19 protein-coding genes are annotated in these 19,412 nt (G+C 66.7%); 15 read left to right on the forward strand and 4 right to left on the reverse strand.

Going from position 1 to position 19,412, the window contains the following annotated elements:
• Positions 1–3 precede the first annotated feature (3 nt).
• Positions 4–1,776, forward strand: coding sequence for an EAL domain-containing protein (locus tag AC5YGJ_RS04800; RefSeq protein WP_107230478.1), 1,773 nt, complete (start codon positions 4–6; stop codon positions 1,774–1,776).
• Between the two features lie 114 nt (positions 1,777–1,890).
• Here AC5YGJ_RS04800 and AC5YGJ_RS04805 read toward each other — a convergent pair whose 3' ends face one another.
• From AC5YGJ_RS04805 to flgA, 4 genes are all read right to left on the reverse strand, one after another.
• Positions 1,891–3,111: an ATP-binding protein gene (locus AC5YGJ_RS04805; protein ID WP_249844059.1), complete on the reverse strand. Its 1,221-nt coding sequence runs from the start codon at positions 3,109–3,111 to the stop codon at positions 1,891–1,893.
• 84 nt (positions 3,112–3,195) lie between these two features.
• Positions 3,196–3,534 (reverse strand): flagellar protein FlgN, encoded by a 339-nt coding sequence (locus tag AC5YGJ_RS04810; RefSeq protein WP_496185919.1) that lies wholly within the window; start codon positions 3,532–3,534, stop codon positions 3,196–3,198.
• The gene (flgM, locus tag AC5YGJ_RS04815) at positions 3,531–3,836 is read right to left on the reverse strand and encodes a flagellar biosynthesis anti-sigma factor FlgM (RefSeq protein ID WP_496185920.1); all 306 of its coding nucleotides are present in this window, start codon (positions 3,834–3,836) and stop codon (positions 3,531–3,533) included. The genes AC5YGJ_RS04810 and flgM overlap by 4 nt, the downstream gene beginning before the upstream one ends.
• Before the next feature lie 75 nt (positions 3,837–3,911).
• A complete protein-coding gene (gene flgA, locus AC5YGJ_RS04820; RefSeq protein ID WP_496185921.1) occupies positions 3,912–4,568 on the reverse strand; it encodes a flagellar basal body P-ring formation chaperone FlgA in 657 nt (218 codons plus the stop codon).
• Between the two features lie 190 nt (positions 4,569–4,758).
• Between flgA and AC5YGJ_RS04825 the strand changes: the two genes are divergently transcribed.
• From AC5YGJ_RS04825 to AC5YGJ_RS04890, 14 genes are all read left to right on the forward strand, one after another.
• The gene (locus tag AC5YGJ_RS04825; RefSeq protein ID WP_107230869.1) at positions 4,759–5,703 is read left to right on the forward strand and encodes a chemotaxis protein; all 945 of its coding nucleotides are present in this window, start codon (positions 4,759–4,761) and stop codon (positions 5,701–5,703) included.
• Between the two features lie 156 nt (positions 5,704–5,859).
• Positions 5,860–6,255 (forward strand): flagellar basal body rod protein FlgB, encoded by a 396-nt coding sequence (gene flgB / locus AC5YGJ_RS04830; RefSeq protein WP_107230473.1) that lies wholly within the window; start codon positions 5,860–5,862, stop codon positions 6,253–6,255.
• Between the two features lie 3 nt (positions 6,256–6,258).
• A complete protein-coding gene (gene flgC / locus AC5YGJ_RS04835; protein WP_005416461.1) occupies positions 6,259–6,666 on the forward strand; it encodes a flagellar basal body rod protein FlgC in 408 nt (135 codons plus the stop codon).
• Between the two features lie 23 nt (positions 6,667–6,689).
• Positions 6,690–7,373: a flagellar hook assembly protein FlgD gene (locus AC5YGJ_RS04840; RefSeq protein WP_014647064.1), complete on the forward strand. Its 684-nt coding sequence runs from the start codon at positions 6,690–6,692 to the stop codon at positions 7,371–7,373.
• Positions 7,374–7,405: 32 nt separating this feature from the next.
• A complete protein-coding gene (gene flgE, locus AC5YGJ_RS04845; RefSeq protein WP_496185922.1) occupies positions 7,406–8,629 on the forward strand; it encodes a flagellar hook protein FlgE in 1,224 nt (407 codons plus the stop codon).
• Positions 8,630–8,661: 32 nt separating this feature from the next.
• A complete protein-coding gene (locus tag AC5YGJ_RS04850) occupies positions 8,662–9,411 on the forward strand; it encodes a flagellar basal body rod protein FlgF (protein WP_057498420.1) in 750 nt (249 codons plus the stop codon).
• A 102-nt stretch (positions 9,412–9,513) separates the two neighbouring features.
• Positions 9,514–10,299 (forward strand): flagellar basal-body rod protein FlgG, encoded by a 786-nt coding sequence (flgG, locus tag AC5YGJ_RS04855; protein ID WP_005416457.1) that lies wholly within the window; start codon positions 9,514–9,516, stop codon positions 10,297–10,299.
• A gap of 22 nt (positions 10,300–10,321) precedes the next feature.
• Complete coding sequence (gene flgH, locus AC5YGJ_RS04860) at positions 10,322–11,014, forward strand: flagellar basal body L-ring protein FlgH (protein ID WP_107230471.1); 693 nt, start codon at positions 10,322–10,324, stop codon at positions 11,012–11,014.
• A gap of 2 nt (positions 11,015–11,016) precedes the next feature.
• A complete protein-coding gene (locus AC5YGJ_RS04865; RefSeq protein ID WP_249844063.1) occupies positions 11,017–12,159 on the forward strand; it encodes a flagellar basal body P-ring protein FlgI in 1,143 nt (380 codons plus the stop codon).
• A 1-nt stretch (position 12,160) separates the two neighbouring features.
• Entirely contained in the window at positions 12,161–13,360 is a 1,200-nt protein-coding gene (gene flgJ / locus AC5YGJ_RS04870; protein ID WP_496185923.1) for a flagellar assembly peptidoglycan hydrolase FlgJ, read from the forward strand.
• Between the two features lie 8 nt (positions 13,361–13,368).
• Positions 13,369–15,249 (forward strand): flagellar hook-associated protein FlgK, encoded by a 1,881-nt coding sequence (gene flgK, locus AC5YGJ_RS04875; protein WP_496185924.1) that lies wholly within the window; start codon positions 13,369–13,371, stop codon positions 15,247–15,249.
• The gene (gene flgL / locus AC5YGJ_RS04880; protein WP_496185925.1) at positions 15,246–16,448 is read left to right on the forward strand and encodes a flagellar hook-associated protein FlgL; all 1,203 of its coding nucleotides are present in this window, start codon (positions 15,246–15,248) and stop codon (positions 16,446–16,448) included. Before flgK ends, flgL begins: the two co-directional genes overlap by 4 nt.
• Before the next feature lie 434 nt (positions 16,449–16,882).
• Positions 16,883–18,100: a flagellin gene (locus AC5YGJ_RS04885; protein ID WP_409461379.1), complete on the forward strand. Its 1,218-nt coding sequence runs from the start codon at positions 16,883–16,885 to the stop codon at positions 18,098–18,100.
• 72 nt (positions 18,101–18,172) lie between these two features.
• Entirely contained in the window at positions 18,173–19,363 is a 1,191-nt protein-coding gene (locus AC5YGJ_RS04890) for a flagellin (RefSeq protein ID WP_249844068.1), read from the forward strand.
• Positions 19,364–19,412 lie beyond the last annotated feature (49 nt).

Genomic DNA, 19,412 nt, shown 5'->3' on the forward strand with positions numbered 1-19,412 from the left:
CCTATGTGGAATCCCAACCTGCCCCCGGTCAGCATCGATGATGCACCCGATCGCCTTGGCGCCGGCAACCCTGAGCTGCAGGCGATGGTCGCCGAAGCCGCCTCCGGGGGCACGGCGCTGATGCTGATGCACGTGGACATCGACCACTTCGCCTCGGTCAACGAGAACATGAGTGCCGAAGTGGGCGACCAGGCGCTGGTGCTGGTGGCACAGCGACTGCAGTCCTATCTGCGCGGGCGCGGCAAGCTGTGGCGGCATGGCAGCGACGAGTTCCTGCTGGCCGTACCGCGCACCGACGATGTGCCGCTGCCGGAGGATTTCGCCGAAGAGATCCGTCAGCAGATGGAACTGCCGCTGTCGGTGCTGCCGTACACGCTGTTCATGACCGGCAAGCTCGGCGTGAGCCTGTGCCCCGAACACGCCAGCAGCACCTCGCGCCTGCTCGACCATGCCGAAGATGCGCTGTACCAGGCCGCCCGCGAAGGCGGCAATGCGGTGCGCATCCACGCGGTGGATACCCCGCCCAGCGCGCACAGCGAGAGCATCATCGCCCGCCAGATCGTCGATGCCATTCCCAACGGTGAGCTGAAGCTGCGCTATCAGCCGCTGGTGAGCGCCCGCGACGGCCACGTGGTGGGCATGGAAGCGCTGCTGCGCTGGCAGTCGCCCACGCTGGGCATGCTGGTGCCGGAGCGCTTCATGCGCACCGCCGAGCGGCTCGGCATCATCGTGCAGATCGGCACCTGGGTGCTGGAGGGTGCGTTGAAGCAGGCGCGGCTGTGGCGTGACCAGGGTTTTGACGATTTCACCATCGCGGTCAACGTGTCCACCCTGCAGCTGCTGCGCCCCAATTTCTTTGCCGAGGTGATGGGCCTGATGCAGGCCGCCGGTGTGCCGGCGCAGATGCTGACGCTGGAGATCAACGAGAGTGCGTTGACCAACAACGTCAATTTCGTGCACGAGACGCTGGCCAACCTGCGCAACGAAGGCATCAGCCTGAGCCTGGACAACTTCGGCACCGGCGACTCCAGCCTCAGCGCACTGGTGCGCTACCCGGTGGACAAGCTGAAGATCGACCGCAGCTTCATCAAGAGCGCGCCGGCCGGTAATCGCGAGGCGGCCATCGCCCGCGCGATCATCGCCATGGGCCACCAGCTGGGCATGACGGTCATTGCCAATGGCGTGGAATCGCAGGCGCAGCTGGGCTTCCTGCGCCGCAACGACTGCGACGTGTTCCAGGGCTATCTGTTCGGCGAGCCGATGTCGGCCGATGCCGCCGGCATGACCCTGCGCCGCCGTTACCTGCGCCCGGAGGCCTTCGCCGAAACCCGCCCGGACCGCACGCTGCTGCTGCTGGACGATGAAGAGAACGTACTGCGTTCGCTGGTGCGCCTGTTCCGCCGTGACGGCTACCGGATCCTGGCCGCCGGCAACGTGCGCGATGCCTTCGACCTGCTGGCGATCAACGACGTGCAGGTGATCCTGTCCGACCAGCGCATGAGCGACATGAGCGGCACCGAGTTCCTGGGCCGGGTGAAGATGCTGTACCCGGATACGATCCGCCTGGTGCTGTCCGGCTACACCGATCTGAACACGGTGACCGATGCGATCAACCGCGGTGCGATCTACCGCTTCCTGACCAAGCCCTGGAACGACGACGAACTGCGCAAGCACATCCACCAGGCGTTCCGCACCTACGAGGAGCAGCGCCGCAGCAATGCCGGGCCGGCAGCGGCCGAGCCGGTGGATGGCGGTGAGGATCGACCGCTGCGGTGATGATCCGGCGCCGGATTCAACGTGGATGCCGGCCAGCGGCCGGCAGTACCCCGGCCCGGTAGAGCCGGCCGCTGGCCGGCTGGTCTGGTGCGGCGGATTCGGCGAGGATGCCGGTCAGCGCGGCTGCTTCACCGGCAATACCACGCGGAAGCGCGAGCCGACGCCCGGCGTGCTGTCCAGGTCGATGCGGCCATGGTGCTTGTTGATGATGCTGTAGGAGATCGACAGGCCCAGGCCGGTACCGCTGCCCACCGGCTTGGTGGTGAAGAACGGATCGAAGATGCGCTGGCGCAGCTCCGGCGAGATGCCACCGCCGGTATCTTCGAACTCGACCCAGACGTGATCACCTTCCACGCCGGTTCGCACGGTGATGGTGCCGCGCTCGGCGATGGCATGGCCGGCGTTGAGCAGCAGGTTCATGTACACCTGGTTCAACTCGGACGGCAGGCATTCCACCAGCGGCAGCTGGCCGAACTCACGCACCAGGGTGACCTTGTACTTGAGCTCGTTCCAGATGATGTTGATGGTCGATTCCAGGCCTGCATGCAGGTCGACCAGCTTCCACGACTCGTCGCGGCCCGAATACGAGAAGTCCTTCAGATCGCGCACGATGCGCGTCACCCGCTCGATGCCCTCGCGCGACTCGGCCATCAGCTGCGGCAGGTCGCGGCTGATGAAGTCGATGTCCAGGCGGTCACGGATGTCGTCGATTTCCGGAATCAGCGCTTTCGGGTCCGGCGCGCGCAGTGCGCGCTCGTAGGCCTCGATCACGGTGAACAGGCTGCGCAGGTACTCCTGCAGGCTGCCCAGGTTGGAGTGCACGTAGCCGATCGGATTGTTGATCTCGTGCGCGACACCGGCGGCGAGCTGGCCGATGGACGCCATCTTTTCCGACTGCAGCAGCTTTTCCTGGGTACCGTTCAGGCGCAGATAGGCCTGGCGCAGCTCGGCATGGCGCTGCTGCAGCTCGCGTTCGTAATCTTCCTGGCCCTCGATATGGCGGAACAGCGCCAGGAAATGCCCCTGGCCCACCGGGCCGTGGTGGTACAGATGGGCGATGACCACGCCCTCGCCCAGCGGCAGGCTCCCATTCCACTGCCCCTGCTGGCGCGCGTGTTCCAGTGCATCCGGCGGCAGCAGTTCACGCAGGCGCTGCGGCGGTGGCGTTGCGGCCTCTTCGGCACCGGCGAGCAGGGCCTGCGCCGCCGGGTTGGCCAGGGCCACCTGCCCATCCTCGGTGAACAGCAACAGGCCTTCGCGCAGGCGCTCAAGCAGAGCCTGCAGCACCGGCTGCGGCGGAAGGGGGGCAGTAACGAGGGCGTTGGCAGCGGACACGGCAACTCGGGGCGTTCGAACAGGCGCCCAATATACGCGGTCGTGCAGCGGGCTTCAGCCCGTCAAAGTGGATCGGCCGTCGCCTCAGGCGACCGCGAGCGGGCGGCCCGCGATGATCGCGTGCGACTGGCCCTTGGCATCGTAGGACGAGGCGTCCTCGGTACGGCCGAGCTGGCGCAGCGCCCAGTTGACCTCACGGCGGCGCCGCGAGAGCAGCACGCCGTTGGCGCGGTTGCGCTCGGCCAGTTCCTGCAGCTGCTCGCCGTGCCCGACCGGCGGCGCGCCTTCCAGCGCCCGCAGCGCTTCCAGCTTGGCTCCGGTGGCCCGGATCAGGGCATGCACGTCGTGCTCGACCAGGGCCTGGCGCTCAACGTCCAGGGCCTGGGCAAGGCGCTGCAGCGGCTCGCTCATCGCCGCCGTCATCCCTGCAGCTGCTGGTCCAGCTCAAGCATGCGCGATGCGATCGCGTCCGGATTGATCCTGTAGGTGCCGTTCTGCAGCGATTCGCGCACGGCCGCCACGCGCTGGGCGTCGATGGCCGGCGCGGTGCTCAGCTCACGCTCGATGGCCTGCAGATTGGTGGCCTCGCCGGTCAGGCGCAGGCTGTCGGCCGCCTCGACCGGGCGTGCCGGCGAATCGCTGCTGACGCCGGGCTTGCTGACCGGGGTCGTCACGCTGCGCAGTGCCTGGGGGACCTGCAGGTTGCCGTCGATTTTCTGGCTCATGGGGTGTCCTGGAGTTGCCGTTCACAAGGGATAACGGCCGCAGGGCCGTGATCTTTAGGGATTTCTTGCACTAAATCAACGCGCCACGATTACGTCACCTGCGGCATCGACCGTGCCCTGCACGATCCGCCGCGAGGACAGGTTCTCCACCGAGACCCGTTCGTTCTCACCGGCATCGCCCATTGCGCGGCCGGCAATGCGGACCTCGACCGAGCCGCGACGCGACACCAGTGCGACATTGTCTCCTCGCTTGATGAGACGCTGCACCACCAGATCGTTGTTCGACAGCAGGGCCCCGGCCTGCAACGGTCGGCGGGCGATGCGGCCGATCGCCGCGTTGGGATCGGCCAGCACTGCGCCGGCTATCCGGGCGGCGTCACGCTGGGCAGTGGTGATATCGGCGGCGGTGAGGGTTTCTCCAGTACCGATTCCGCGATTGAGCACCAGTACGGTCTGGTTGCGCCGCACCTTCACCGGTACGAACAACCGCCAGCCCCCCGCATCCGGGCAGCTGACCTCTACGGTGGTGTTGGCGGTGGGCTGCACCTGCAGCGCTGCGCCGCACTTGGGCAGGCGCAGCGCATCGGCCACCTGCGCCTCGCCTTCGCTGCCGGCCGGCAGCGTCGACAAGGCCGCCGTGCGGATGCTGGCGACCGGTTGCCAGTCGGCAGCGGCCGCCCATGGCGAGGCCACGGCCAGCGCGATGGCAAATAGAGTTGTGACCCGGCGCATGGCGCCTCCTGTCGAGGGGATCTGGCCCAGGAGCGTGCAAGGGGTGTGCCAGAGGGGCTTGTGTAGAGTCGAGCTTGCTCGACGCTACAGAGGCAGGGACGAGCATGGCGCGACGCCATAAAGGCGGTGCAGAGCACGCGTGTGGCAGACCACCCTCAAGTTCCGCCGCTGCGGCGCCGATACAGCAGCCATGTCCCATGACCTGCTCAACCGGATCGACCAGCGGACCCGACTGGCCGGCCACAATCGCCTGGCGCTGCTGCTGTTCCGTCTCGGCGGACGTCAGCTTTTTGGCGTCAACGTCTTCAAGGTGCAGGAAGTCCTGCGTCGCCCGGAACTGTTCCAGGTGCCCGGGCTGCCGAGCCAGTTTGCCGGCGTTGCCGATGTCCGCGGGCGCTCGGTGCCGGTGCTGGACCTGGGCCTGGCGATCGGCCACCCCGAACGTGAACCCGATGCGGATACGTCGCCCGGCTACCTGGTGGTGACCGAGTTCAACCGTTCGATCCAGGGCTTCCTGGTCAGCGGCGTGGAGCGCATCGTCAACATCGCGGTGGAAGACATCCATCCGCCGCCGGAACTGGGCGCCGAATCCAGCTACCTGACCGCGGTGACCCGCTTCCAGGGCGAGCTGATCCAGGTGATCGACGTGGAAAGCGTGCTGGCCGACATTGCCCAGGTCCGCGGCGAAGCCGTGCTGGATCCGGCCATGGCGATGCCGGCCGATGGCCCGCAGCTGCAGGTGCTGGTGGTGGACGACTCGCGCGTGGCCCGCCAGCAGATCCGCAGCGTACTGGACCAGCTGGGCGTGGGCGCCACCCTGCTCTCCGATGGCAAACAGGCACTGGACCATCTGCTGCAGATCCATGCCTCCGGTGAAAACCCGGCCGAGCGCTACGCCATGGTCATTTCGGACATCGAGATGCCGGCCATGGACGGCTACACGCTGACGACGGAAATCCGGCGCCATCCGGGCCTGGCCGGCCTGTATGTGCTGCTGCACACCTCGCTGTCGGGCGTATTCAACAATGCGATGGTCGAGCGCGTTGGCGCCAACGCCTTCGTCGCCAAGTACTCGCCGCACGAGCTGGCCGACTTCGTGCTGGACCGACTGCGCAAGGTGGCGCTGGCGGCGTAAGGCCGGGTCACGGGTCTCCGCCGGGCATGGCCCGGCGCTACCGCAACCTCCCCCACCCCTTGGGGAGCGCCGGGCCACGCCCGGCGGACGCGATCTTGCACGCAATTTGGCACACCCCTTGCAGCTTCCCGGGCAACGTTCCCGTGGGAGTGCACCGTGCGCAACCTGATTACCGACTACCTGGGCGTCCACGCCCAGGCCATGCCGTTGCGCGAACAGCGGATGAAGCTGATCGCCAGCAACCTCGGCAATGCCGACACTCCCGGCTACAAGGCCCAGGACCTGGACTTCGATGCCGCCCTGCGCCACGCCCAGGGCCAGAATGCCAACGGCCTGATGACCACCACCAACGAACAGCACTACGAAATCAGTAGTGGCCTGAACCCGTTCCAGGTGGCCCGTGAAGGGGTGCAGCCCAGCCTGGACGGCAACACCGTCGACCCCGATGCCGAGCGTGCGGCCTATGGCCGTGCCGCCCTGGAATACCGCGCCTCGCTCAGCTTCGTCGAGAGCAAGGTCCGTTCCATGCTGACCGCGATCACGGGGCAATAAGCCATGAGCAACCTGCCGATCTTCGATATCGCCGGCTCCGCACTGCAGGCGCAATCGGTGCGCATGAGCACCATCGCCTCCAACCTCTCCAACGCCGACACCGTCGCCGGTTCCGCCGACGCCGTGTACAAGCCGCTGGAGCCGATCTTCCAGGCCGTCACCAGCAAGAACGATCCGAACATCACTTCGGTGAAGGTCAAGGAGATCACCCAGAGCGAAGCAGCGCCGATCAAACGCTACGAGCCGGGCCACCCGCTGGCCGATGCCGATGGCTACATCTACCAGCCCGACGTCGATCCGGTGGCGCAGATGGTCAACCTGATCTCGACCTCGCGCAACTACCAGGCCGGCGTGGAGATGCTGACCACGGCCAAGGAACTGGCCCTGGCCACCCTGACCATGGGCCGTTGAGGCCCGCAGTACCGGATACCGCCATGACCACCGCCGTCAACAACCAGACCAGCCAGGACGTCTACAGTGCCCTCGGCCTGAACGCCCCCAACAGCAACGCGACCAAGAAGAAGAACACGCTGGACCAGGCCGACTTCCTGCGCCTGATGACCGAGCAGCTGCAGCACCAGGATCCGCTCAAGCCGATGGACAACACGCAGATGGTTGCGCAGATGGCGCAGATGTCGACCGTGCAGGGCATCACCGATCTGAACAAGACGGTCAAGGGCTTCCAGGAGTCGATGGCCAGCGACCAGGTGCTGCGGGGTGCCGCGCTGGTCGGCCATCAGGTGCTGGTGCCCTCTGAAAAACTGGTGCTGGAGAAGGAAGGCAACGTGGAAGGCACGGTGGCCGCGCCGTCGGCCGGCATCATCACCGTGGACATCACCGACGCCAACGGCGCCAAGGTCACCTCGCTGAGCGTGGAAGCCAAGGCCGCCGGCGAGACCGCCTTCCAGTGGGACGGCAAGGATGCCAACGGCAAGCGCATGGAACCGGGCAAGTATTCCATCGTCGCCAACCACGTCGACACCGCCGGCAAGAGCACCAAGCTGTCCACTTATGTGCAGGCGCCGGTGGAAAGCGTGACCGTCGGTTCCGACGGCCTGTACCTGAACCTCAAGGGCCTGGGCACGGCCCCGATCGACTACGTGCTCCGCGTCAGCTGAGCCGCACATTCCGCATCAACCAGGAGCATCCCATGGGCTTCAATGTCTCGCTGTCCGGCATCAATGCCGCCAACACCGACCTGAGCGTCACCGCCAACAACGTGGCCAACGTCAACACCACCGGCTTCAAGCAGTCGCGTGCCGAGTTCGCCGACCTTTTCGCCTCCACCAGCTATGGCCTGTCGACCAACCAGACCGGCTCGGGCGTGCGCGTTTCCAACGTCGCCCAGCAGTTCATCCAGGGCCACAACGAACAGACCGGGCGCAGCCTGGACATGGCCATTTCCGGTGAGGGCTTCTTCACCATGAACATGAACGGCTCGCGCGTGTACTCGCGCGCCGGCAACTTCCAGACCGACTCGTCCGGCTATGTGGTCAACCCGCAGGGCGCACGCCTGCAGGTGTTCGCGCCGAATGCCGACGGCACCAATTTCGATGCAGGCCGCCTGGTCGACCTGCAGCTGCTGACCACCGACAGCCCGCCGAAGCAGACCAGCGAAGTGAAGGTCGGCTTCACCCTGCCGGCCAATGCCAAGCAGCCGACGGTCGCCACCTTCGATCCGACCGATTCCAACAGCTACAACCACTCCAGCGGCGGCATCACCGTGTACGACTCGCTGGGCGTGAGCCATATCCAGGTCTCCTACTTCGTCAAGGGCGCCAACCCGAACGAGTGGACCGTGCGCAATTACGTGGACGGCCAGCCGGCCGGCACCCCCACGACGGTCACCTTCGACAACAGCGGCAAGCTGACCAGCCCGGCCAGCGGCAAGGTCAGCCTGGGCACCTTCACCCCGACCACGGGTGCCGGCCAGCTGAACATGACGCTGGATATCGGCGGCTCGACCCAGTACGGCGAGAAGTTCGCGCTGCGCAACACGCAGCAGGACGGCTATGCCGCCGGCAAGCTCAACGAGATCACCGTGTCCGAATCGGGTGTGGTCTACGCACGCTATTCCAACGGCGACGACAAGCCGCTGGGCCAGGTCGCGCTGACCACCTTCAACAACACCCAGGGCCTGGAATCGAAGGGCAACAATCTGTGGGTGGAGACCTTCGAATCGGGTACGCCGCGCACCGGCATGCCCGACACCTCCAACCTCGGCAAGATCCAGGCCGGTTCGCTGGAGGCGTCCACCGTGGATCTGACCGAGCAGCTGGTCAACATGATCACCGCGCAGCGCAACTTCCAGGCCAACGCGCAGATGATCACCACCCAGGACCAGATCACCCAGACGGTCATCAACATCCGTTGATGACCCGCTGACCCTGTCACGGAACTCCCCGCATGGATAAAGCCCTTTACGTGGCGATGACCGGTGCCCGCGCCTCCCTGCAGGCGCAGGGAACGCTCAGCCACAACCTCGCCAACTCGGACACCCCCGGCTTCAAGGAAGCGCTGGCCAACACCGAAGCCTTCCCGATCCGCGGCCCGGGCTTTGCCTCGCGGGTGGATGCGCTGCACGTCGACGCCGGCTTCAACCGCCGGCCCGGCGCGCAGCACATCACCGGCAAGCCGCTGGACCTGGCGCTGCAGAGCGGCACCTGGCTGGCGGTGCAGGCCAGCGACGGCAGCGAAGCGTATACGCGCGGCGCCGCCCTGTCGGTGACGCCGAACGGCCAGCTGGTGACCTCCGGTGGGCGCACGGTGCTGGATGACAACAACAACCCGATCGCCATTCCGCCCTACCAGGCGATGGAGATCGGCGCCGACGGCACGATCTCGATCATCCCGCAGGGCGAAGGCCCGCAGACGATGGCGCAGATCGGCCGGATCAAGGTGGTACAGGCCCCGGACGAGCGCCTTGAGCGCGGCCTGGATGGCCTGTTCCGCAACACCGACCCGCGCCAGCCGTTCGCTCCCGCCCAGGGTACGGCGGTGCACAGCGGCCAGCTGGAGGGCAGCAACGTCGATGCCGCCGGCGCACTGGTGCAGATGATCCAGCTGCAACGCCAGTACGAAATGCAGGTGCAGGTGATCAAGCACGGCGATGACAACGCGCGCAGCGCCAACAGCCTGCTGCGCCTGGGCAGCTGACGGAATTCCGGCACCGGCAGGCACCGGCGCTGGCACACCGCTTGCACACCCCCTACCAAGGGCCGCACCACGCGGCCGGCTTCACCAGACAGGACAGCGAAGATGAACCAGGCATTGTGGATCGCGAAAACCGGACTGGATGCGCAGCAGATGCGCATGTCGGTGGTTTCCAACAACCTCGCCAACACCAACACCACCGGCTTCAAGCAGGACCGTGCCAGCTTCGAGGACCTGCTGTACCAGCAGGTGCGCCAGCCCGGCGGTTCCTCTTCGGCACAGACGCAGCTGCCGACCGGCCTGCAGCTGGGCACCGGCGTGCGCGTGGTCGCCACCGCCAAGAACTTTGAACAGGGTGGCCAGCAGCAGACCGGACGCGCACTGGACGTGATGGTCAACGGCCGTGGCTTCTTCGAAGTGCAGATGCCCGACGGCAGCTCGGCCTACACCCGCGACGGTTCGTTCAAGATCAACCAGGACAGCGAGCTGGTGACCAACAGCGGCTATCCGGTGCAGCCGGGCATCCAGATTCCCGAGGGTGCGCAGTCGGTGACCATCGGCAGCGACGGCACCATCAGCGTGAAGATGGCCGACAACGCCGCCTCGGTGGAAGTGGGTGCATTGACCCTGACCGACTTCGTCAACCCGGCCGGCCTGCAGGCCCGTGGCGAGAACCTGTTCCTGGAAACCACCGCATCGGGTCCGGCGCAGAACGGCAATCCCGGCCTTAACGGCCTGGGCACCGTGGTGCAGGGTGCGCTGGAAGGCAGCAACGTCAACGTGGTGGAAGAGCTGGTGTCGATGATCGAAACCCAGCGCGCCTACGAAATGAACGCCAAGGCGATCTCCACCACCGACTCGATGCTCGGCTACCTCAACAACAAGATCTGACCGGCCCAACCGGGGAACCGCCATGTCGTCCATTTCCAACTTCGCCCGCACTGCCCTGGCCTGCGCTGTGGTCGCCCTGCTCGGTGGCTGCGTGATCGCCGGCGACGTGCGTCCCTACGCGGCGATGGCACCGATCCAGCCGATCATGCCGCCGCAGGCCGCGCCAACTGCCGGTGCGATCTATGCCGCCGGCCCGACCCTGCAGCTGTACTCGGACCGGCGCGCGCGCGACGTCGGCGACCTGCTGACCATCACGCTGCTGGAAAACACCACCGCGCAGACCAGCGCCAACACCGCCACCAACAAGGAATCCAACCTGAGCCTGGGCAGCCCGAGCATCTTCGGTGCGCCGGTCACCCTGGGCGGCAAGGACATCCTCAGCGCCAGTGCCGAAGGCAAGCGTGATTTCAGTGGCAAGGGCAACAGCGCGCAGAGCAACCGCCTGCAGGGCAATGTCACGGTCACGGTGATCCAGCGCCTGCCCAACGGCAACCTGGTGGTACAGGGGCAGAAGAACCTGCGGCTGAACCAGGGCGACGAACTGGTGCAGGTACAGGGCATCGTGCGCCCGGGCGACATCAGCCAGGACAACACCATTCCCTCCAGCCGCGTGGCCGAAGCGCGCATCGTCTACGGCGGTCGCGGCCCGGTTGCGCAGTCCAATGCGATGGGCTGGCTGAGCCGCTTCTTCAACTCCGGGCTGACGCCGTTCTGAGTATGGCCATGAAACTCTTCTCCTCTTCTTCCTGGCAGCGACGTGTGGCGTCGCTCCACGCATCGGTTTTCCTGGTGATGGCAATGGTCGCCCCCGCCAGCGCCGAGCGCATCAAGGACCTGGCCCAGGTCGGTGGCGTGCGCGGCAACGCGCTGGTGGGCTACGGCCTGGTGGTCGGCCTGGATGGCAGCGGTGATCGCACCAGCCAGGCACCCTTTACGGTGCAGAGCCTGAAGAACCTGCTCGGCGAGCTGGGCGTGAACGTGCCAGCGAACGTCAACCCGCAGCTGAAGAACGTAGCGGCCGTGGCGATCCACGCCGAACTGCCGCCGTTCGCCAAGCCGGGCCAGCCGATCGACATCACCGTCTCTTCGATCGGCAACGCGGTGTCGCTGCGTGGCGGTTCGCTGCTGATGGCACCGCTGCGCGGTGCCGACGGCCAGATCTACGCCATCGCGCAGGGCAACCTGATCGTGGGTGGCTTCGGCGCCCAGGGCAAGGACGGTTCGCGGGTCTCGGTCAACGTGCCCAGTGTCGGCCGCATTCCCAATGGCGCCACCGTCGAGCGCGCCCTGCCCGATCCGCTGGCCAATGGCGGCGACATCACCCTGAACCTGCACAACAACGATTTCACCACCGTCTCGCGGATGGTCGCTGCGCTCAACAATGCGTTCGGCGAAGGCGCGGCACGCGCGGTCGATGGCGTGACCGTGGCCGTGACCGCACCGACCGACCCGGGCGCGCGCATCGGCCTGCTGGCCCGCATCGAGAACCTGGAACTGACCCCGGGCAGCGCTCCAGCCAAGGTGGTGGTCAATTCGCGTACCGGCACCGTGGTCATCGGCCAGCAGGTACGGGTCGGCCCGGCGGCGATCTCGCACGGCTCGCTGACTGTCACGATCCAGGAAAACACCAACGTCAGCCAGCCCAATGCCTTGTCCGGTGGACGCACCGTGGCCAGCCCGCAGTCCACCATCACCGCCACCAACGATGGCAGCCGCATGTTCAAGTTCAGCGGCGGTACCACGCTGGACGAGATCGTGCATGCGGTGAATGCGGTGGGCGCCGCGCCGGGCGACCTGATTGCGATCCTGGAAGCCCTGAAGCAGGCCGGCGCATTGAGTGCCGAGCTCGAGGTGATCTGACATGCGCATCACTCCCGCATTCGATCTGAATCCCGCACAGCAGAACGACCCGGCCAAGATCGACAAGGTCGCGCGCCAACTGGAAGGCCAGTTCGCGCAGATGCTGGTCAAGAGCATGCGTGATGCCAGCTTCGGCGACTCGCTGTTTCCCGGCGAGAACAAGATGTTCCGCGACATGTACGACCAGAAGATTGCCGAGGCAATGACCCGCGGCAAGGGCCTGGGGCTGTCGGGGATGATTGCCCGCCAGCTGTCCGGCCAGGCCGCCGAAGGCCCGGCACTGGATACCCGCGTGGACCCGGCCAAGGCCAGCCGTGCCTACCAACTCAACGCACCGGCGCGCCCGGCACCGGCGCTGCCGCTGGAAGACGGCAGCCAGGCCGTGCGCCTGCTGCAGCAGATGGCCGCCGGCGCACAGGACGGCGCACAGGCCGCGCTGGCCCCGATGGCGCAGGCCCTGGACCTCATCGCCGGCCGCGAGAGCAGCAGCATGCATCGCTCGCTGGGCACCGAAGATCCGTACATCGGTGGCCTGCAGGGCGAGGACTGGGCCGCCAACAACGACCAGTGGGCGGCCACCGCCAGCAATCGCGGTACCGCGATCAGTCCTGCCGATGCGATGGCCACCCGTACCGCTGTCGCCCAGCTGGGTGCGCATACGCCGGAAGGCTTCGTGGCCAGCATCTGGCAGCACGCGCAGAGCGCGGCCAAGGAGCTGGGCGTGGACGCCCGTGCACTGGTCGCCCAGGCCGCGCTGGAAACCGGCTGGGGCAAGCGCCAGATCAAGCACGCCGACGGCAGCACCTCGCACAACCTGTTCGGCATCAAGGCCACCGGCTGGAACGGCCAGCGCGCCGTGGCCGGCACCCATGAGTACGTCGATGGCGTGCGCCGCAACGAGACCGCCAGCTTCCGTGCCTACAGCTCGCCGGCCGAAAGCTTCGCCGACTACGTGCGCCTGCTGAAGACCAGCCCGCGCTACCAGCAGGCTCTGCAGGCCGGCACCGACGTGCAGGGCTTCGCCCGTGGCCTGCAGCGCGCCGGCTATGCCACCGACCCGCGCTACGCCGCCAAGATCGCCGCCATCGCCGGCGGCCCGACCATCGAGCGCGCTGTCGCCGCCGTGGCCGATGCCGGCTCACGCCTTGGCCAGACCTTCGCCAGCACCGCGACCGCGGCGCTGGGTATCACCCGTCGTTGAGGAACCCCATGTCCAGCGTACTTTCCACCGGTACTGGTGCCCTGCTCGCCTTCCAGCGTGCGTTGGCGACCACCAGCCACAATGTGGCCAACCTCAATACCCCCGGCTACAGCCGGCAGAAGGTCGACTTCGCCACCGCCGATCCGCAGAACTACGGCTACGGCACGGTCGGCAACGGCACCCGCATCACCGACATCCGCCGCGCGGCCGACCAGCTGGCGATTTCGCGCCTGCTCGACAGCAGTGGCGAACTGGCGCGCCTGAAGCAGCTTTCAGGCATGGCTGACCGGGTCAATGCGCTGTTCTCCGATGCGGCCACCAATGTCTCGGGCGTGTGGTCGAACTTCTTCGACTCGGTCAGCGGCCTGTCCTCCAACGCCGCCGGCACCGCCGACCGCCAGAACATGCTCGATGGCGGCAAGACCCTGGCCAACCGTTTCGTGCAGCTCAACACGCAGCTGAACAACCTCAACAGTGAAGTCAACAACGGTCTGCTGGCCGGTGCCACCGAGGTCAACCGGCTGGCGCAGGAAATCGCGCAGATCAACGGGGCGATCGGCACCAACCTGGCCACCGCCGCACCGGATCTGCTCGACCGTCGTGACCAGCTCATCACCCAGCTGATCGGCTACACCGGCGGCACCGCGGTCATCCAGGACGGCGGCATCATGAACGTCTACACCGCCGGCGGCAACGCGCTGGTGGTGGGCACCACGGCCACCAAGGTCACCACCGTGGCCGACCCCTACCAGCCCGAGCGCCTGCAGCTGGCACTGGAAACCCAGGGCAACACCATCCGCCTGGACCCCAAGGCCGTGGGCGGCCAGATCGGTGGCCTGCTGGAGTTCCGCGATACGGTGCTGACCCCGGCCCAGGCCGAACTGGGCAAGCTGGCGGTGGGCCTGGCCGAGAGCTTCAACCAGGCCCATCACCAGGGCGTTGACCTGTACGGCCAACTCGGTGGCGACTTCTTCAACATCGGCAACCCGCGCGTCACCGGCAACACCAGCAACACCGGCACCGCCAGTCTCAGCGCCACCTATGGCGACCTGGGCAAGCTCGACGCGCAGAACGTGGTGCTGCAGTTTGACGGCAGCAACTGGAAGGCCAGCCGCGCCGATACCGGCGCCAGCATTCCGCTGACCGGCACCGGCACCGCCGCCGACCCGCTGGTGATCAACGGTGTGCAGCTGGTGGTCGGTGGTACGCCGGCCGCCAATGATCGCTTCCTGCTGCAGCCCACCGCCGGCGTCGCTGGCAGCCTGGAAGTGGCGATCACCGATCCGTCGCGGATCGCGGCCGCCGCTGCGGTGAAGGGTGCCGCAGCCACCGCCAACACCGGCACCGGCAAGCTGAGCGGTGTCACCGTGACCGACGCCAGCAATGCCAACCTGCGTAATCCGGCTGCGATCGTGTTCACCTCGGCCACCACCTACACCATCGACGGCGGCCCCCCGCAGACCTACACCCCCGGCCAGACCATCAGCGCCAACGGCTGGAGCTTCGTGCTCGACGGTGCGCCCAAGGTCGGTGACACCTTCAACATCACCCCGACCCCGGCCGGCTCGTCCGACAACAGCAATGCAACCCGGCTGGCCAAGGTGGAGAGCGCCAAGGCCTTCAACAGCGGCACGGTCACTCTCAACGGTGCACTGGGTGGGCTGACCACCCAGGTCGGCGCCGCTGCGCGCTCGGCCGAGTATTCGCTGGATGCGCAGCTGGTGATCAATGACAAGGCGCAGGCCGCACGCGATGAAGTGTCCGGCGTCAACCTGGACGAGGAAGCCGCTGACATGCTTCGCCTGCAGCAGGCCTACCAGGCGGCTTCGCAGCTGATCTCCACCGCCGACAGCATGTTCCAGACCATCCTGGGAGCCGTGCGCCGATGAGCACCCGTATCTCCACCGGAATGATGTACAACCAGTCGGTGTCGCTGATGATGGCCAAGCAGGCCAAGCTCAGCCACCTGGAGCAGCAGATCGCCACCGGCAGCAAGATCGTCAGCGCCAAGGACGATCCGGTCGGCGCCGGCGCCGCGGTCGGGCTTGATCGCAGCCTGGCAGCGCTGGAGCGCATGAAGCTCAACGCCGGCAACGTGCAGAACCGCCTGGGCGTGCAGGAAAACACCCTGGCCCAGGTCAACGACCTGATGACCCGCGTCAACGACCTGACCATCCAGGCCAGCAACCCGGCGCTGAGCGCGGCCGACAAGAAGACGCTGATCACCGAGTTGAACCAGATCCGCGACGGCCTGCTGTCGCTGGCCAACGCCGACGATGGCACCGGCCGCTACGTGTTCGGCGGCACCAACGACGGCGATCCGCCCTTTGCCAAGATCAACGGCAAGGTGGTCTACCGTGGCGACCAGACCCAGCGCCAGATCGAAGTCGGCCCGGATACCTACGTGCACGATGCGCTGCCCGGCAGCGAGATCTTCATGCGCATTCCCACCGGCGATGGCTTCGTCGACGGCAATGCCGCGGCCGGCAACACCGGCAATGGCGTGCTGACCAACATCACCCGCGATGGCAGTGACAGCTGGAACGGACAGTCGTTCAGCATCCGCTTCACCGCCGCCGACCAGTACCAGGTGCTGGACGGTGCCGGCAACGTGACCGGCACCGGCACCTACAAGGCCGGCGACAACATCGAAGTGAACGGCGTGCGCCTGCAGCTCACCGGCGCGCCCGCGGCCGGCGACAGCTTCAACGTCAAGCCGGCCACCAGCCGCGACATCTTCGACACCATGGACAAGCTGATTGCCGCACTGGATGCCGACACCGGCACCACCGCCAAGATGTCCGCGCAGCAGAACGAGTTGCAGAGCGCGTTGCGCGATGTCGCGCGTGCGTCGGAACGGATGATCGATTCGCGCGCCGCCGGTGGCGCGCAGCTGAAGGCGCTGGACAACGCGGCCGACATGCGCGAGGCCAACAGCGTGACCCTGAAGACCACGCTGTCGCAGATGCGCGACCTGGACTACGCCGATGCTTTGAGCCAGTACCAGTTGCAAAGCACCGCACTGCAGGCGGCGCAGACGATCTTCTCGCAGATGCAGTCGATGTCGTTGTTCAACAAGATCCGCTGACGCCGCTTCCGCGTCAGCCCTGAAAGGCCGCGATGCCCTGCATCGCGGCCTTTTTGTTTCTGGATGGCCCTGCTGCAGCACTCGCCGGGCGCGGCCCGCGCCATTGCTGCCAGGCCAGGCCATTCCAGGCCATTCCAGGCCGATTTTCCGTGATTTCCCTTCAAGCCCGGCCCGGCCCCGCCGATACCTTCATCAGCGCTGGACGGGCCGTGCCCGACCGCCCCTTCCGCGGCACTTCAACCTTGGCAACAGGGCGAAAACCCCGGAAAAAGAGCCTCCGGCAACGAATTACGGCTCCATTGGAATTCACGCCTAAAGGTTGTTGACAAAGCGCCGTTATTCATTTGGCAACGGCGAAGCACACAGCCACACAAAAAAACAGGCGGCGCTTCGTTTCATTCACCAACGGGTTCCATATAAGAGGAGACGACCCCATGGCACAGGTAATCAACACCAATACGATGTCGCTCAACGCTCAGCGCAACCTGAGCACCAGCGGCAGCTCGCTCGCCACCACCATCCAGCGCCTCTCGTCCGGCCTGCGCATCAACAGCGCGAAGGACGACGCCGCCGGCCTGGCCATCAGCGAGCGCTTCACCACCCAGATCCGTGGTCTGGACGTGGCCATCCGCAACGCCAACGACGGCATCTCGCTGGCCCAGGTCGCCGAAGGTTCGCTGAACGAAGTCGGCAACAACCTGCAGCGCATCCGCGAACTGGGTGTGCAGGCCTCCAACGCCACCAACTCGGCCAGCGACCGCAAGGCCCTGCAGGCCGAAGTGACCCAGCTGGTCAGCGAGATCGACCGCGTCGCCAAGCAGGCCGACTTCAACGGCACCAAGCTGCTGGACGGCAGCTTCACCAGCCAGCTGTTCCAGGTCGGCGCCAACGCCGGCCAGGCCATCGCCATCAACAGCGTGGTCAACGCCAAGGCCGATTCGCTGGGCGCAGCCACCTTCGCCAACGGCTACACCGGCACCGCGCTGGCCGTGGACAAGGCCGCCGCCGATACCACCTACTCCGGCCTGCAGGTCTCGGTGACCCCGCCGGGCGGCACCGCCACCACGGTCACCATCAGCGACTTCACGGTGAAGGCCGGCGAATCGATCAGCTCGGCCACCGCAGCGGCGATCAACAACAAGCTGGGTGAAACCGGTGTGGTCGCCTCGGTCAACGCCGGTGTGATCAGCCTGGCCTCGGTCAAGGATGGCCAGACCTTCGCCCTGGGCGTCAGCGCGGCCACCCCGCCGACCGGCGCCACCGCCGCCACCCTCGCCGGCCTGGGCCTGACCGAAACCAGCACCAACGGCGGCACCCTGACCGGTGCAGCGGCCAGCTTCGTCAAGGACCTGAACGTCACCACCGCCGAAGGCGCGCAGAAGGCGATGTCCATCGTCGACAAGGCCCTGGAGTCGGTCAACAGCGTGCGCGCCGACCTCGGCGCGATCCAGAACCGCTTCACCTCGGTGGTGGCCAACCTGCAGACCTCCTCGGAGAACCTGTCCGCCTCGCGCAGCCGCATCCGCGATACCGACTTCGCCAAGGAAACCGCCGAACTGACCCGCACCCAGATCCTGCAGCAGGCCGGTACGGCCATGCTGGCCCAGGCCAACCAGGTGCCGCAGAACGTGCTCAGCCTGTTGCAGCGCTGACATGAGTCGCCCCCGGGGCACGTCGGGGGCGCCTAACCCAACTCACGTGCAACCGCTCAAGGACCTCTCCTCATGGCACAAGTCATCAACACCAATACGATGTCGTTGAATGCTCAGCGTAACCTGAGCACCAGCGGCAGCTCGCTGGCCACCACCATCCAGCGCCTGTCCTCCGGTTCGCGCATCAACAGCGCCAAGGATGACGCCGCCGGTCTGGCGATCTCCGAGCGCTTCGGCACGCAGATCCGCGGTACCGACGTGGCCATCCGCAACGCCAACGACGGCATCTCGCTGGCCCAGGTCGCCGAAGGTTCGCTGACCGAAATCGGCAACAACCTGCAGCGCGTCCGCGAGCTGTCGGTGCAGGCGTCCAACGCCACCAACTCGGCCAGCGACCGCAAGGCCCTGCAGGCCGAAGTGACCCAGCTGGTCAGCGAAATCGACCGCGTGGCCAAGCAGTCCGATTTCAACGGCACCAAGCTGCTGGACGGCTCGTTCTCCAGCCAGCTGTTCCAGGTCGGCGCCAACGCCGGCCAGGCCATCGCCATCGACAAGACCATCGATGCCAAGGCCAACGCCCTGGGCGGCGCCCGCTTCGACACCAACTCGCTGGCCCTGGCCGACCCGGGCACCAACGCTGACTTCAGCACCACCGGCCTGTCCATCAACGGTGTGGCCATCGCCGATGTCTCGGTCAAGCAGGGCGCCGACGCCGCTGCCACCGGCAAGGCCTCGCGTGAAGCCCTGGTGACCGCGATCAACGCCAAGATCGGCGAAACCGGCGTCTATGCCGAAGTCAACGGCACCACCGGCGTCACCCTGACTTCGGTCAAGGACAGCACCAACGCCGACGGCTCGTTCAAGGCCATCACCGCCACCCCGGGCACCTGGACCGGCGCCACCGCGCCGACCTTCACCGCCACCACCGCTGCGGCGGCACCGGCGGCGAAGTACGCCAGCAACCTGGACGTCAGCACCGTGAAGGGCGCCCAGCAGGCGATGGAAATCGTCGACAAGGCCCTGGGTGCGATCAACAGCACCCGCGCCGACCTCGGTGCGATCCAGAACCGCTTCACCTCGGTGGTGGCCAACCTGCAGACCTCGTCGGAAAACCTGTCCTCCTCGCGCAGCCGCATCAAGGACACCGACTTTGCCAAGGAAACCGCCGAACTGACCCGCACCCAGATCCTGCAGCAGGCCGGTACGGCCATGCTGGCCCAGGCCAACCAGGTGCCGCAGGGCGTGCTCAGCCTGCTGCGCTGATCCGCTCGCCGCTCGATCTCCGGGCGCTGCATGATGCGGCGCCCGGATC

The organism is Stenotrophomonas sp. CS3K5 (assembly GCF_059515225.1).

What these genes read in the sequence shown, in the direction of transcription:
- AC5YGJ_RS04800 (WP_107230478.1), top strand. Translation starts at nt 4, where the DNA reads ATGTGGAATCCCAACCTGCCCCCGGTCAGCATCGATGATGCACCCGAT.
- AC5YGJ_RS04810 (WP_496185919.1), bottom strand. Translation starts at nt 3,534, where the DNA reads ATGACGGCGGCGATGAGCGAGCCGCTGCAGCGCCTTGCCCAGGCCCTG.
- flgM (WP_496185920.1), bottom strand. Translation starts at nt 3,836, where the DNA reads ATGAGCCAGAAAATCGACGGCAACCTGCAGGTCCCCCAGGCACTGCGC.
- flgA (WP_496185921.1), bottom strand. Translation starts at nt 4,568, where the DNA reads ATGCGCCGGGTCACAACTCTATTTGCCATCGCGCTGGCCGTGGCCTCG.
- AC5YGJ_RS04825 (WP_107230869.1), top strand. Translation starts at nt 4,759, where the DNA reads ATGTCCCATGACCTGCTCAACCGGATCGACCAGCGGACCCGACTGGCC.
- flgC (WP_005416461.1), top strand. Translation starts at nt 6,259, where the DNA reads ATGAGCAACCTGCCGATCTTCGATATCGCCGGCTCCGCACTGCAGGCG.
- AC5YGJ_RS04840 (WP_014647064.1), top strand. Translation starts at nt 6,690, where the DNA reads ATGACCACCGCCGTCAACAACCAGACCAGCCAGGACGTCTACAGTGCC.
- flgE (WP_496185922.1), top strand. Translation starts at nt 7,406, where the DNA reads ATGGGCTTCAATGTCTCGCTGTCCGGCATCAATGCCGCCAACACCGAC.
- AC5YGJ_RS04850 (WP_057498420.1), top strand. Translation starts at nt 8,662, where the DNA reads ATGGATAAAGCCCTTTACGTGGCGATGACCGGTGCCCGCGCCTCCCTG.
- flgG (WP_005416457.1), top strand. Translation starts at nt 9,514, where the DNA reads ATGAACCAGGCATTGTGGATCGCGAAAACCGGACTGGATGCGCAGCAG.
- flgH (WP_107230471.1), top strand. Translation starts at nt 10,322, where the DNA reads ATGTCGTCCATTTCCAACTTCGCCCGCACTGCCCTGGCCTGCGCTGTG.
- AC5YGJ_RS04865 (WP_249844063.1), top strand. Translation starts at nt 11,017, where the DNA reads ATGGCCATGAAACTCTTCTCCTCTTCTTCCTGGCAGCGACGTGTGGCG.
- flgJ (WP_496185923.1), top strand. Translation starts at nt 12,161, where the DNA reads ATGCGCATCACTCCCGCATTCGATCTGAATCCCGCACAGCAGAACGAC.
- flgK (WP_496185924.1), top strand. Translation starts at nt 13,369, where the DNA reads ATGTCCAGCGTACTTTCCACCGGTACTGGTGCCCTGCTCGCCTTCCAG.
- flgL (WP_496185925.1), top strand. Translation starts at nt 15,246, where the DNA reads ATGAGCACCCGTATCTCCACCGGAATGATGTACAACCAGTCGGTGTCG.
- AC5YGJ_RS04885 (WP_409461379.1), top strand. Translation starts at nt 16,883, where the DNA reads ATGGCACAGGTAATCAACACCAATACGATGTCGCTCAACGCTCAGCGC.
- AC5YGJ_RS04890 (WP_249844068.1), top strand. Translation starts at nt 18,173, where the DNA reads ATGGCACAAGTCATCAACACCAATACGATGTCGTTGAATGCTCAGCGT.